The organism is Psychrobacter sp. CX21, assembly GCF_057396255.1.
Genome location: NZ_JBXYJG010000003.1, coordinates 84,023 through 98,826, shown reverse-complemented (window position 1 = coordinate 98,826; position 14,804 = coordinate 84,023). Strand labels below are relative to the sequence as shown.

General features: G+C 39.9%; 12 protein-coding genes and 2 tRNA genes. All 14 read left to right on the top strand.

Annotation, left to right across the window (positions count from 1 at the left end):
• Positions 1–623 precede the first annotated feature (623 nt).
• The 14 genes from tpiA to pnp all read left to right on the top strand — a co-directional run bounded on the left by tpiA (position 624) and on the right by pnp (position 14,448).
• Positions 624–1,484, top strand: coding sequence for a triose-phosphate isomerase (gene tpiA / locus AC2SLP_RS02885; protein WP_486535135.1), 861 nt, complete (start codon positions 624–626; stop codon positions 1,482–1,484).
• 62 nt (positions 1,485–1,546) lie between these two features.
• Positions 1,547–1,894, top strand: a complete 348-nt coding sequence (gene secG, locus AC2SLP_RS02880) for a preprotein translocase subunit SecG (protein ID WP_486535134.1) — start codon at positions 1,547–1,549, stop codon at positions 1,892–1,894.
• A gap of 332 nt (positions 1,895–2,226) precedes the next feature.
• Positions 2,227–2,311, top strand: a tRNA-Leu gene (locus tag AC2SLP_RS02875).
• Between the two features lie 188 nt (positions 2,312–2,499).
• A tRNA-Met gene (locus AC2SLP_RS02870) sits at positions 2,500–2,576 on the top strand.
• A 141-nt stretch (positions 2,577–2,717) separates the two neighbouring features.
• Positions 2,718–3,218, top strand: coding sequence for a ribosome maturation factor RimP (gene rimP / locus AC2SLP_RS02865; RefSeq protein WP_486535133.1), 501 nt, complete (start codon positions 2,718–2,720; stop codon positions 3,216–3,218).
• Positions 3,219–3,362: 144 nt separating this feature from the next.
• Positions 3,363–4,850: a transcription termination factor NusA gene (nusA, locus tag AC2SLP_RS02860; RefSeq protein WP_486535132.1), complete on the top strand. Its 1,488-nt coding sequence runs from the start codon at positions 3,363–3,365 to the stop codon at positions 4,848–4,850.
• Positions 4,851–4,867: 17 nt separating this feature from the next.
• A complete protein-coding gene (gene infB / locus AC2SLP_RS02855) occupies positions 4,868–7,591 on the top strand; it encodes a translation initiation factor IF-2 (RefSeq protein WP_486535131.1) in 2,724 nt (907 codons plus the stop codon).
• A gap of 494 nt (positions 7,592–8,085) precedes the next feature.
• A complete protein-coding gene (locus AC2SLP_RS02850; protein WP_486535130.1) occupies positions 8,086–8,496 on the top strand; it encodes a ribosome-binding factor A in 411 nt (136 codons plus the stop codon).
• Between the two features lie 151 nt (positions 8,497–8,647).
• The gene (gene truB / locus AC2SLP_RS02845) at positions 8,648–9,640 is read left to right on the top strand and encodes a tRNA pseudouridine(55) synthase TruB (protein WP_486535129.1); all 993 of its coding nucleotides are present in this window, start codon (positions 8,648–8,650) and stop codon (positions 9,638–9,640) included.
• Between the two features lie 621 nt (positions 9,641–10,261).
• Complete coding sequence (locus AC2SLP_RS02840) at positions 10,262–10,792, top strand: type 1 glutamine amidotransferase domain-containing protein (protein ID WP_486535128.1); 531 nt, start codon at positions 10,262–10,264, stop codon at positions 10,790–10,792.
• Between the two features lie 63 nt (positions 10,793–10,855).
• Positions 10,856–11,014, top strand: a complete 159-nt coding sequence (locus tag AC2SLP_RS02835; protein WP_486535127.1) for a hypothetical protein — start codon at positions 10,856–10,858, stop codon at positions 11,012–11,014.
• A gap of 150 nt (positions 11,015–11,164) precedes the next feature.
• A complete protein-coding gene (locus tag AC2SLP_RS02830; RefSeq protein ID WP_486535126.1) occupies positions 11,165–11,335 on the top strand; it encodes a hypothetical protein in 171 nt (56 codons plus the stop codon).
• A 192-nt stretch (positions 11,336–11,527) separates the two neighbouring features.
• Positions 11,528–11,794 (top strand): 30S ribosomal protein S15, encoded by a 267-nt coding sequence (gene rpsO / locus AC2SLP_RS02825; protein WP_486535125.1) that lies wholly within the window; start codon positions 11,528–11,530, stop codon positions 11,792–11,794.
• Positions 11,795–12,342: 548 nt separating this feature from the next.
• Positions 12,343–14,448 carry a polyribonucleotide nucleotidyltransferase gene (gene pnp / locus AC2SLP_RS02820; protein WP_486535124.1) on the top strand — a complete coding sequence of 702 codons (2,106 nt, stop codon included), beginning with the start codon at positions 12,343–12,345 and terminating at the stop codon, positions 14,446–14,448.
• Positions 14,449–14,804 lie beyond the last annotated feature (356 nt).

The window sequence follows — 14,804 nt, the reverse complement described above, 5'->3', positions numbered from 1 at the left end:
ACAAGCTTACCTATATTAATTGTTATTTAAAGATAATAGTTATCTAAAGATAATAGTTATTTAAAACGAATAGTTATTTAAAGCCATCACGTCCAAAAGCTTTATATGCAATTCTGCATTTTTTTACTATGTACATTGTAAGATAAAATGCTTACGGTTAGAACAGGCAGTGACAATATAGTCAGCAGAGATTAAAGTCTGTAGAGATTACGGCCATCAGATGTCATAACCTATTAATAACAGAATCGATAATTAAAATAGCCAGCAAGTATTAAAGATTTTAAGATATTCGCCCCAAATATTTAATTAGTTCGGCTCCCTTTGAAGCCCTTGGATTAAAGCATAACTACGGCTGATAGATACCTCTTAATAAAGTCTAAATCTGTTGTTTAAGACTATGATATAATTCAAAGCTACTTATTATTTAAACGACTATGATTTGAGCGGCTTATGATTTAGGCGACTAGTTATTTAGACGACTAGTTATTTAGGCGACTAGTTATTTAGACGACTAATCTAAGCTGTTTATACCAAGATTCTTATATAGGCTGCTTATTAAAGCTAATTAAGCATCATTGGTTTCAATCAGATTACGATACATTTATTTTATTTGAGAGGGTGGTATGACGCCTTGGATTATTGGAAACTGGAAATTAAATCCTAAGTCGCAAAGCGAAGTTGAGGCTTTAATTAGTGGATTGGCAAGCCGAATGGCGACCTTTTCTCAAAGAGGCAAGGCATTAAAGTGTCATGTGATGGTTGCACCCAGTTTTTTACATATCTCCAAAACCCGTGATGATATTGAGCAGCATAAGGCAGCTATAAAATTAGCTAGCCAAGACGTTGCGACCTTTTGTGAGTCAACAGGTGCCTATACAGGAGATGTGTCTGCCGCTCAATTAAGAGATATGGGCGTACAGTGGGCCATAATCGGTCATTCTGAACGCCGTCAGTATCATAAAGAAGATAATAAGATATTACTACAAAAGCTTCAACACTGCGCCGCTCAAGACTTAGGCGCTATTCTTTGTATTGGGGAATCAGAATCCGATTTTGAGTCTGGTAATACTGAGCACGTTATCGCACAGCAGCTTGTTGTCGTTGAGCAATTCTTAAAAGCACTTAATGTTGACGCTAAAAACGACACTAGGAACGAAGTTGATAAGAGTGATTCAAAACCGTCCTCAAGACAGCAGTACATGAGTCAGAAGTTTATTGTGGCATATGAGCCTGTGTGGGCTATAGGCACCGGTAAAGTGCCTAGTGTGGATGATGTCGAAAAAGTACATGATTTCATTCGTAAGCGTTTGGAATCGTTTGGCTCTGATTTGATTGATACCCCTATCATTTATGGCGGCAGTGTAAAACCTGACAATGCAGGCGACTTTGCTAAGCTTAAAAGCGTTAATGGGGTGCTGGTCGGCGGTGCTGCTCTTAACCCAGATAGCTTTATTGAGATTGCTCAATGTTTTAATGGTTTATAATCCATTAGATTTTATATACACCCTAAACTTTCATAAATTTTAAAGTATACGTAAGGCAACACATGTTTAACATTATTCTAGCCATTCATATTATTGTGGCTATTGCTATGATCGGACTTATTCTAATTCAGCATGGCAAGGGCGCAGATGCTGGCGCGTCTTTTGGTGCAGGTTCTGCGGGTACTGTATTTGGTGCAGCAGGTAGTGCAAACTTCTTGACCCGTGCAACGGCTATTTTGGCGGTTATATTTTTTAGTACCAGTTTGACGCTGGCTGTGCATGCACGCAAACAAGCTGAAGGTCAATATCAGTTGGATGTTCCAGCAGCTACCCAAGTTCCTGTCACGCAAACCCCAGCTGCTGAAACGCCGGTATCAGACCCCCAAACGACTGAAACGCCGGCTTCTTAAAGTCGATTAAAATACAAGGTGTGATTATAAGATGCGACTTAGATATCTTATGATATAAATACCTTATATAGTCGGTGTTTAAAAACAAAACATGTATTAAAGAAATATGAATAGTCGATTAAACAAGATATCTTTGGTTTTATTGACAGTCACTCTATTCATCAAACCAACTCTATGTATTAAAATAGGTTGCACCAGTTTCCAAACACGAGTAGAATGTGCAACCTAATTTAGTCATAAGTAGTTAGATTAAATCACGTACTTAAGCCTCCTCAATAAGTTAAGTATCGCGCTGACTACCTATAGATTAGAATAAGCATAGATTCAAATAAGCGATTGTGGTGGAATTGGTAGACACGCCATCTTGAGGGGGTGGTAGCGCAAGCTGTGAGGGTTCAAGTCCCTCCAATCGCACCATCATTTAATCTTGCAAAGTGATGATATGATAGGTTTGTATTTTGGTTTTCTATATCTAAATAGTGTTGAGTATCTAATTCATAAATTTAGATAGACTAGGAATGAATTTAAGACACTAAGCGTTAAATTAATTATTTAAGTGCTTGACAGTCATAAGGTTTATCCCTATAATAGTCAGCCTAGATTGATGCGGGGTGGAGCAGTCTGGTAGCTCGTCGGGCTCATAACCCGAAGGTCGTTGGTTCAAATCCAGCCCCCGCTACCATTTTTTATATCAATCTTATCTTTTATTTTACCCACCATTATTGTTTGTGGGTTTTTTTGTATCTGTTATTTTTAAACTGCTCAATTTTCATATTGTGAATTTATAATAGATACTTTTATCTATGGAATAAATATATCATTTATGAAATTATCAAATAAAGTTACCCAATTAACAGATCTTATAGCATCTGCAGTAGCAGCTTGCGATGTGGCGCTTTGGGGTGTGGAGTTTTTGCCTCAAGGTGGGCGGTCTTTATTGCGTATTTATATCGAAGCTTTACCAGAAGATAAAGCTCAAGATAAGCAAGTAACCATTGAAAACTGTGCAGCAGTTAACCATCAAGTAAGTGGTATTTTAGAAGTACATGACCCAATTGCTGGCGAATATGTATTAGAAGTGTCCTCACCGGGTCTCGATCGTCCCTTCTTTTCTCCTGAACAGATGGCAGATTATGTAGGGCAGACTATAAGTTTGCGTTTAATTCGAGCGATCGGTGAAGGAGACACAAAACGCCGTAAAGCAACGGGTAAACTTGAAAAGCTTGATGACACTCAGCTATCTATAGTCACTGATGATGGTGAGCAGTTTGATATCGCGCTTGATAATATCGATAAAGCTAATTTGATCTATCAGGAAGTATAACAGTTGATTGAATTAGCAAATTTAGATAGTCATATATGTAAACACTGTAATAAATTTAAACATCAAAGCTATTAAGCCTACGATAAAATACAATTAATTAATTTCTGCTGCTTTTATATTTAAGTATGCAAGTATAGGTGTCTAATGAGTCGAGAAATTTTAACAGTCGTTGAAACTGTCAGTAACGAAAAAGGGCTAAACCCTGAAGATATCTTCGAAGCTATCGAAGAGGCGTTAGTGGTTTCAACCAAGAAAAAAGTATATACAGATCAGCCAGAAGTTACCGTACGTGTTGAAATTAATCGTGACACTGGTGATTATGATACGTATCGTTATTGGACGGTTGTGGCAGATGAAGATCATGAGATGCCTGCGTGCCAATTAGCGATAACCGATCTTGATCAAGACGAATGGTCAATCGGTGATGTAAAAGAAGAGCAGATTGAGTCGATTGATTTTGGTCGTATTGCTGCGACACAAGCGAAGCAAGTTATCATTCAAAAAATTCGTGAGGCAGAGCGTGCATTGACCGCTGATGCTTTTGAGCCTAGAATTGGCGAGATGATGTACGGCGAAGTTAAAAAACAAACGCGCGATGGCTATATCATTGATTTAGGAGATAATGCTGAAGGTTATCTATCTCGTGATCAAATGTTGCCACGTGAGCAGCTACGTCCTAAGTCACGGGTTAATGCTATTTTGTACCACGTCAACCGTGATAATCGCGGTGCGCAGTTATTGTTATCTCGTGCTAGCCCAGAGATGCTAACTGCACTGATGAATAAAGAAGTACCTGAGATTAACGAGCAAATTATTGAAATTCGTGATGTGGCGCGTCAGCCGGGTGTCCGGGCTAAGATTTCTGTCAAAACTAATGACCATCGTATCGACCCAGTCGGTGCTTGTATCGGTATGCGCGGTACCCGTATTCAAGCCGTACAATCTGAACTTGATGGTGAGCGTATTGACGTTATCGTATGGTCAGATGACCCTGCACAATATATTATTAGTGCGCTAGAGCCAGCTGATGTTAGCAGTATTATTTTAGATGAAGATGCAAAAACTGCAGATATTATCTTTACTGCAAATGATCAGTTAGCCCGTGCAATTGGTGCTCAAGGCCAAAACGTTCGTTTAGCTTCTGAGCTAACTGGATATAAATTAAATATGATGCTTGAGGAAGAATATCTTGAGCGACAGCAAAACGAAACTAAAGCGTATTTAGATTTGTTTTATAATCGACTTGAAGTTGATGAAGATTTAGCGCAAGCATTAGTGGATGTAGGCTTTACCAGTATTGAAGAGGTTGCTTATGTTCCTGTCGAGACATTCTATGACATCGAAGGACTTGACGACGAATCTATTGAAATGATTCAAGAACGTGCAAAAGACGTCGTGATTGCTGATGAGCTTGTAAAACAGCAAAATATGAAAGAGCCAAGTGATGAATTGCTAGCGATGGAAGGCATGACCACTGATTGGGCTTATAAAATGGCGCAACGTGACATTATCACGGTTGATGACTTAGCCGAACAAGCTGTATTTGATCTTGAAGACATTGAAGGTCTTGATGAAAAGACGGCAGGTGAGCTCATCATGAAAGCACGTGAATCTTGGTTTAATGAAGAATAATTAATAGGTGACTATAAATGGCAGATAAGACCGTCAAAGAATTAGCAGACATGGTAAGCAAAAAAGTCAGTACGCTACAAAAGCAACTGGTTGATGCTGGGCTGCCTGCTCGTGGCGAGGATGACGTGGTCACCGAGCGTGAGCAAGAACAGCTGGTAGCCTACTTAAAGCAATCGCATGGGCAACAGGACAAACGTCGTATCAGTCTAAAATCTAAGACGACAAGTACTGCGCGCGTTACTGGATCTTCTGGTAAATCTAAAAGCGTAAATGTTGAAGTGCGTAAGAAAAAAGTATTTGATAAACCTGATCCAGTAAAAATTGCTGAAGAAGCTAAAAAGCGTGAAGAAGCGGCTAAAGTTGCACAAGAGCGTGCAGCTGAAGAAGCTAAGAAACGTGCGCAGGCTAAAAAGGAAGCTGAAGAACGTCAAGCGGCGACTCTGGCAGCAATGCGTGCAAACTTAGGAGGTGGCTCATCATCGAAAGAATCTAATGATGAAGTCTCTACGGTTGTCGTCAAAAAAGGCAGTAAAGCGGAAGCACAAGCTAAGAAAGATGAAGCGCCTAAGAAGAAGACTGCACCTACTAAGCCTAAAGTTGAAACAAAAGCCGAGCGTAAAGAACGCGAAGCTCGTGAAGCCGAAGAAGAACGCTTGCGTAAGATTGAAGCTGAAACTCGCCGCAAGCAAGCTGAAGAAGCTCAGAAAAAGACGCTTGAGCAAATGCGTAAAATGGCAGGCAAATATAGTGATAAAGAGCCAGTTGCTGAGGTTCGTAAAGATGAGCCTTTGGCTGAAGGTCTGGTTGGAGAAGCACTTGAAGAGTCGTTTGAAAAAGAACGCCGTGAAATCAAGCGCGGTTCTTCTAGTACTGCCACACGTGGCCGCCGCCGTAAAGGTCAAGAAGAGCGTGAAATTCGTAACCGTAAGCATGGCTTAAAATCAAGTCAATCTGCTCAGCATAAATTTGAAAAACCTGTTGAAAAGATTGTACATGATGTTGAGATTCCAGAGCAAATAATGGTTTCTGATCTTGCACAGCGTATGGCGGTTAAAGCGCGTGAAGTGACAAAACTGCTTATGAAAATGGGCGAAATTGTCGGCGCAGATGATGAGATTGATCAAGCAACGGCAAGTTTAATTGTGGAAGAGATGGGTCATAACCCTGTTCCAGTTAGTGATACTAAAGTGGAAGATGACTTACAAGAAGCGGTTGAAGAACGTCGTGGTAATGTTCAGACACGTCCCCCAGTAGTTACTATTATGGGTCACGTTGACCATGGCAAAACATCCTTACTTGATAAGATCCGCGAAACCAAGGTAGCGACTGGCGAAGCCGGTGGTATAACCCAGCATGTTGGTGCTTATCATGTCACAACTGATCGTGGTTTGATTACCTTCTTAGACACGCCAGGGCATGCGGCATTTACCGCCATGCGTTCACGTGGTGCTCAAGCGACTGATATTGTCATTCTAGTTGTGGCTGCTGACGATGGCATGATGCCGCAAACCGAAGAGGCTATCGATCATGCACGAGCATCAGGCACTCCAATTATTGTTGCTATCAACAAAATGGATAAAGATTCTGCCGATCCTGATCGTGTACTTAACGAGTTAACCACCAAAGAAGTGGTTACCGAAGCGTGGGGCGGTGATACGCCAGTGGCTAAAATTTCAGCCAAAACAGGTGAAGGTATTGATGAGCTACTTGAGCTAATTAATCTTCAAGCTGAGCTTATGGAGCTTGAAGCGCCTACAGATGGTGCAGCTCAAGGTGTGGTCATTGAGTCTCGTTTAGAAAAAGGTCGTGGCCCTGTTGCTAGTATCTTAGTTAAGAAGGGTACCTTGAATCAAGGTGATCTTGTTCTAGCCGGTGAGTATTACGGTAAAGTACGCGCCATGATTGATGAAAATGGCGAGCGTGTTAAATCTGCAGGACCTTCTATTCCAGTAGAAATCCTAGGTCTTCCAGATACGCCTGCCGCAGGTAGCGAGTTCTTAGTGGTCTCAGATGAGAAGAAAGCACGAGAAGTTGCTGAGTTTAGAGCCAATCGTGAGCGTGAAGAGCAGCTAGAACGTCAGAATAAAATGCGCTTAGAGAGTATGTTTGAGCAAATGGGACAAGATGACTTGTCTTTCTTAAACATCATTCTTAAAACCGATGTGCGCGGTACGCTTGAAGCCCTACTTGCCGCCTTAAATGAGCTATCTACCGACGAAGTTAAAGTACGTGTGATTAGTTCAGGGGTAGGCCCAATCGCTGAATCTGATATCACATTAGCTGAATCTAGCGAAGCGGTACTATTAGGATTCAACGTACGTGCAGACAGCGCTGCAAAACGTAAAGCTGATGAAGCTGGTATTGATATTCGCTACTACAGCGTAATCTATGGTTTAATCGATGATGTGAAAGCGGCGATGAGCGGTATGCTATCCCCAGAACATCGCGAGAAAATCTTGGGTATTGCTGAGGTACGTGAAGTATTCCGCTCTAGTAAGTTTGGTGCAGCAGCAGGGTGTATGGTTGTTGAAGGTACTATATATCGCAACAAGTCTATTCGTGTACTACGTGATGACAAAGTTGTGTTTACCGGTCAGCTTCAATCATTACGTCGATATAAAGACGACGTGAACGAAGTACGCGCTGGTATGGAATGTGGCTTGGCAGTACGTGGCTACGATGTAGAAGTAGGCGATAAGATTGAAGTCTTTGAGATTCAAGAGATTCAGCGTACTATCTAATATATTTAAATAGGTTATAAAGACCTATCAGGTCATCCTGTTAGGTCTTTTTTTATTATCTTTTTAAACATTATTTTGTTATGCCAAATCTGAGAATTAACATATCGAGAAAAACGAGTGCAAACGCTCAAGTAGTAGGTTAAGCGCGTTTGACATAGATAGGTTGTTTATCAGTAAGCTATTATTTTTACGATTAATGATTAATGATTAATGATTAGTGTTAGTAGTATTGTATAGTTTGCGAGTAGTTGAGGAGTTTGAGGCTATATAGATTTTAGGCTATATAGAATTGTCTCTTACTGGAGTATTCGCTGTACCCATTAAAAGTGGACGACGAATTGCTGATTAAAGCTCGGTTTGCAACGCTTATTATGTTCAACAAGTACCATTTGGCAACCACTATTATTCTTACAACCACTATCATTCTTACACCCCTATTATTTAAACTAACGTTTATATTCAAACTAACGCTTATAGCTTTAAGGAACGAACTCATGAACCAAAGAATGCAAAGATTGGGTGACCAAATTCAGCGAGAACTTGCTGTGCTTATTCGCGATGACGTCAATGATCCACGTCTAACCGGATTTGTGACCATATCTAGTGTTAAAGTCAGTCCAGACTTGGGCTACGCCGATGTTTATGTCACTATCATGGAGCCTGAGCTTAATGATGCGATGAGTAAATATAGCCATGAAGAGAGTCTAAAAGTCTTAAATAAAGCAGCAGGATTCTTGCGTACAGAATTAAGTCATAGTCTAAAAACCCGTACTACGCCACGTCTTAGATTCCATTATGACGAAGTCACCGCTCGCGGTAATTACATGATGGATTTAATCAATAAAGCAGTGATCAAAACTGAACAAACCTCAGCTGAATCGGATGATGACCATCAGCACGATTAAAACGATTAGCCTCATTAAAATAAGAAGCTCGATTAAAGACAAGCAGTACGATTAAAATAAACGTGTTGAACGGTATATGTTAACTGTAAAATACTCTTGGTTTATAAATACTCTTGGTTTATAAATAGTATTGGTTTTTGAGTAGATAAATATGACAAACAGCAACAAAACTCAATTATCTGACAAGATACGAGTATCTGGCGTAGTACTGATAGATAAGCCACAAGGACTAACGTCTCAGCAAGTCGTGTCAAAAGTAAAATATCTACTCAAGTCACCAGAGTATAATAGTAAGAAGGCAGGACACACAGGCACACTCGACCCGATGGCGACAGGGCTTCTTCCTGTTTGCTTAGGTGAAGCTACCAAATTTAGTCATTATCAATTGGATGCTTATAAATCGTATCAAGCGGTGGTTAAACTTGGAGAACAGACAGACACAGGGGACGCCGAAGGGCAGGTGATTGCTAAAAAGACCATACCTGCACTCTCTGTACAGGATCTTGAGAAGGTAGCCCGTCAGTTTACAGGGGATATTAAGCAAATACCGCCGATGTATTCAGCACTAAAAAAGCAAGGTAAAAAACTATACGAATATGCCCGAGCTGGTATCGAAGTCGAACGTGATGCTCGGCCTATTACTATTGATGAGCTGACCTTAGCCTTTGGCGATAGTCAAGATGAACTTGTATTGAACGTTTGCTGCTCAAAGGGTACTTATGTGCGTGTGCTTGGCGAAGATATTGCCACAGCGTTGAATACTCTAGGGCATTTGGTGGCGTTACACCGTACGCAAGTCGATCATTTTAATATTAAGGATGCGATCGCACTGACGCAGTTAGAAGCGTTTGATCACCCGCAAAGACTGGCTCAGCTATTAAGCATTGATGCGTGTATACCAAATGTACCCAAACTTATTGTCTCAGACAGTGAGTGCGCTCGTTTACATATGGGTCAGCGGTTAAATGTCTCACCCGCCATCGATACCACGCTAGCAGCTTATATACAAAATAAATTAAGTGCCAGCCCTTTAGAAACACAAACCGTTGATATTAGGCTCTTTGATACGGCTAATAATTTTTTAGGTCTTGGTCAGCTAGAGCAAAATGGTCGTTTACAGCCTAAAAAAATGATACAACGATAATCTTGTTTGTCGTCATCTTAATCCTATTTACTCATATCCTAACAAGCTGATATTTTAACAAGATAGTAATAAAAAAACGTTCATGCGTGTCTTATATATGCGTATCGTATGTTCATGTTATTACAACTAAAATTTACTATCGCTAAACACAAGTCACATTCTCATACATTCGCTTGCAACTCACCCCTATAGAATTATGCTAATTCTCGCTACTATTAAGACCATAATTAATTAAAAATATATAATCTATATCAAATCAATCTTACTTAGCTCATACACACCAAGTAGGATTATAAATATAAATAAAAAAATAACTGATTATAAATCAAAAATTATAACCATAAGATTTTATAGATAATAATTATAAAAAATAATATAAACGTATCTAACAATAATAAACTCTTAAAGAAATATATTTAATCAGCTATTTAAGTAGCTCTTCAAGTCATTATAATTAATAACTAGAACTAATAACTATAAATACTATTTAAACTGATTATATGGTTGATAAATATCAATTTTTAACATCAGTGATCAGCCTGAAGTAATCAGCGCGATTTGCCTAATATAACTCTAAGCCTACAATATATAGAAAAACATAATTTGTATGGAGACAGACCAATGAGTAAATCAATTGCTTTTTTATTGCATTCATATTTTGAGAAGTCTGAATACGCTCAAGTAAATAAATTGCTTGAAGACAAAGGCTATAAAACGGTTCTAATTACTTCTAGCGATGACAAACAAGTTCAGTCAATGGAAGGCGACGTTGATAAGGCCGATACTTATATCGCTGATTTATTTCTCAAAGATGCAAGTCCAGAGGATTATGATGCCGTGGTCTTACCTGGTGGTACGGTCAATGCTGATACCATTCGCGGTAACGAGCAGGCGCAAAACTTTGTTAAAACGCTAATTAACTCCGGAAAAGTTGTTGCTGCTATTTGTCATGCCCCGTGGTTATTAATTAACGCAGGGTTGGCTAAAGATAGAACGCTAACTGCTTATCAATCTCTCGAAACTGATATTGATAATGCTGGTGGTACATTTGTTGATAAACAAGTACAAAAATCAGATAACATTATTACTTCAAGAAATCCTGATGATATTGAAGCTTTTGCGAATGCAATCGATCAGGCACTAAGCCAATAATTATTAATAATACGAAGTTAGATTTTTAAATCATAACTATTCATAACTATAAGGATTAAAATTATGTCAAACGATAAGAAATATGAACAACAGCAACCAGACGCTGAACTAACTGGTTTGAAAAACCAAGTAGAAGGTAACCTAGGGCACAACAAAGATAAAAGTCCTGAAGAAGCGGCTGAAGGCCTTGCTGAAAATCTTGAAAAAGAACATAAAGAATAAAATATTAAAGAAACTTGTATAAATATTATATTTATACAAGTTTTGTTTTATAAGTATTCAATACATCTATTTTAGATAATTATTTAGAACTACCTGTATTAAAGCTACATGATAAATTGGTTTAACTAATCTAGTACAAGGGATTAATCTATGAGTAATGACAAAGTTGGTAAAGAAGAATTAGAAAAAGTGCAGAACGAACCTATCGATAAGCCTATGGACGAGCAGATTCCTGATAGCCTAGCAGAAGCATCCACTGCGGCATTAGATGATGACGCACTGGGTGGCCATGCGACACAAGATGGTGTTTCAGATAAATAAACCTTGAAGAATTTATCATCATTCCTTTATTCATTAATTTAGCCATATATCTATGAAAAAACTACTCACATAGGAGTAGTTTTTTTGTTATAATAAGAGGCTTACCCAGTCGTTTTTTTAGGTCATCTCTAGTAATGCAGGGATGTCCCCAATGAAACAGACTTTATTTTGTATGCATTGCAGGAGAAAGCTATGTTAACTAATACTGACCGTCAACAGATTGTTGCCCAATACCAACGTGCCCCTGGCGATACAGGTTCACCAGAAGTGCAAGTTGCCCTATTAACGGCACGTATCAATGATTTACAGAATCATTTCAAAGCGCATAAAGGTGATCACCACAGCCGCCGCGGTCTAATCCGTATGGTAAACCAGCGTCGTAAACTTTTAGACTATCTAAAAGGTAAAGACTTATCACGTTATGCCTCACTTATTAGTGAATTAGGCTTGCGTCGTTAATTTTCGATATAACCTCAATACGATATCTATTATGAGTATCGTTGAGGTATTTATCAAAATCAATACGCTCATGCCTTTAAAAAAAACGGTGTGAATTATTCACGCCGTTTTTTTTGTATCTTCTTTTTGTATCTTTTTTCGTAGCTATAGTTTGTTTATGGATCTTGTATCTAAATATTGTATCTGCAGTTAATGTTTAGAGTTTTATAAGCGTTTACAGTTATTAAAGCTAAATATAGTCAGCGAAATACTAAACGGTTACGGTGTTAACCTCGTTCGCCCTACTATAGTGGTACTTGCACTCGGTTGCCTTGTAATCATTTTAGATTTCTTTGACTATATCTAAAAATCCATATCTATAGACTGACTTAAATTGGTCAACTCTGATAAATATCTGTAAAATATACAACGGTCTATGAGGACGACAGGCTTCTAACGTTTACATTAGCAGTTTAAACTTGATAATTTAAACGTTAGAGGCTGTTAAATACCCTCATGAGGCTATAACACCCAATTAAATTAGTAATTAATAAAAATAGGAAAATTAAATGTCGATGTTTAATACAATTTCACGCGAGTTTCAGTATGGCAATGAACAAGTTGTTATCGAAACTGGACGCGTTGCACGTCAAGCAAATTCAATCTTAGTCCATATGGGCGGAGTGTCTGTATTGGTTGCTGCTGTGGTAAAAAGCGATGCCAAAGCCGGTCAAAACTTCTTTCCACTGACTGTAAACTATCAAGAAAAAATGTATGCTGCCGGTAAAATACCAGGTGCCTACGGTAAGCGCGAAGGCCGTCCTACAGAGTTTGAAACATTAACATCACGTCTTATTGACCGTCCAATTCGTCCTCTATTCCCTGAGGGCTATGTGAACGAAGTTCAAATCACCGCAACAGTTGTTTCAAGTGACAAAAAGCACTATGCAGACATCGCAGCCATGATTGGTGCCTCTGCCGCTTTAGCTATATCTGACGCACCATTTAATGGCCCTATCGGCGGTGCACGCGTAGGCTTTATCGATGGCGAATATGTGCTTAACCCATCGATTGAAGCGCTGCAAAAAAGTGATCTTGACCTAATCGTTGCGGGTACCAAATCAGCGGTATTAATGGTTGAATCAGAAGCTGCTGAATTGTCAGAAGACCAAATGCTCGGCGCGGTATTATACGGCCATGAGCAGCAACAAATCGTTATTGATAACATCATTGAACTTGCCAAAGCAGTAGGTACAGAAAAACAAGAATTCGAATCACCACAACTTGATGCTGACCTAAAAGACAAAGTTACCTCGCAGTTTGGCGAGCAAGTTGCTGAGGCGTATTCAATCAGCGATAAGCAAGATCGTTACGAAAAGCTTGATGAGATCAAAGCATCGGCGATAGAGGCGTTAGCGGGTGATCCTGAATCAGAAGAGTTTGCTGATAACGAAGCCAAAATCAAAGACATTTATAACGATCTTAAGTACCGTACCGTTCGTGATGCGATTCTATCTGGCAAACCGCGTATCGATGGCCGTGATCTAGATACTGTACGTGCCCTTGATATACAAGTGGGTGTCTTGCCATATACGCACGGTTCAGCCTTGTTTACTCGCGGCGAAACTCAAGCATTAGTGACCACGACACTGGGTAACACACGTGATGTGAATCTAATTGACTCATTAGCAGGTACGATTCAAGATCACTTTATGCTGCATTATAACTTCCCACACTTCTCAGTGGGTGAGACAGGCCGTGAGGGTGTGCCAAAGCGCCGTGAAATCGGTCATGGCCGTCTGGCTCGCCGCGGTGTACAAGCCATGCTACCTGATAGCGACCGCTTCCCATACGTTATCCGTGTCGTATCAGAAATTACTGAATCTAACGGGTCATCGTCTATGGCGTCAGTATGTGGTGCAAGTCTTGCATTAATGGATGCCGGCGTACCGATGAAAGCACCAGTAGCAGGTATCGCGATGGGTCTTGTGAAAGAAGGTGAGCGTTTTGCCGTCTTATCAGATATCTTAGGTGACGAGGATCACTTAGGTGACATGGACTTTAAAGTAGCGGGTTCAAAAGATGGTATCACCGCCCTTCAAATGGACATAAAAATTGAAGGTATCACTCCAGATATCATGGAAAAAGCGCTAGAGCAAGCCCATGCAGGTCGTATCCATATCTTGAACGCTATGAATGAAGTATTGCCAGCTAGCCGTACTGAAATCAATGCACATGCACCAAACTATGCGGTTATCGAAGTTAAAGCTGACAAAATCCGTGACGTAATTGGTAAAGGCGGCGCAACGATTCGTCAGCTAACCGAAGACACAGGCGCGGTAATCGACATCGATGACAGCGGCACCATTCGTATCTTCGGTGAAAACAAAGCAGCCACCAAAGAAGCCATCCGTCAGATTGAAGCGCTCACAGCAGAAGTCGAAGTTGGTAAAGTGTACAAAGGTACGGTTGCTCGTGTTGTGGACTTCGGTGCATTTGTCACCGTATTACCCGGTACAGATGGATTGGTTCATATCTCTCAAATCGCTGAAGAGCGCGTTGAGAATGTCTCTGACTACCTAAGCGAAGGTCAAGAAATCAACGTATTGGTACAAGACGTTGACAACCGTGGCCGTATTAAACTGACCATGAAAGGCGTTGAGCAAGACGCATAGTCCTACCAAAATATTTGATCAGCGTTGTTAAACTTGCTTAGCCTACGATGCGTAGTACTGTCACAAGTTTGCCTCGCTCATTAGACTTTTGATAAGACTGTCTGACTTATCGATTAACACAAAAAATGCTCCCAAATGGGAGCATTTTTTTTTGTGTTTAAAGTTTATAAGTGGTAGCTGGTCTCGCTTTTCGCTACTATCTTGGCTCACACTAGGTGATGCGCTAAGCTTTACCCCGTTCCTGCTACCGCGATAACGGTTTAAAGCAATCGCATCAACCTATTGCTACTCCAAGTATATCCGCTACAATCGAGGCTAAAAAGCCTTGTTAGGGCATAGTGCATCTAATTTTTTTT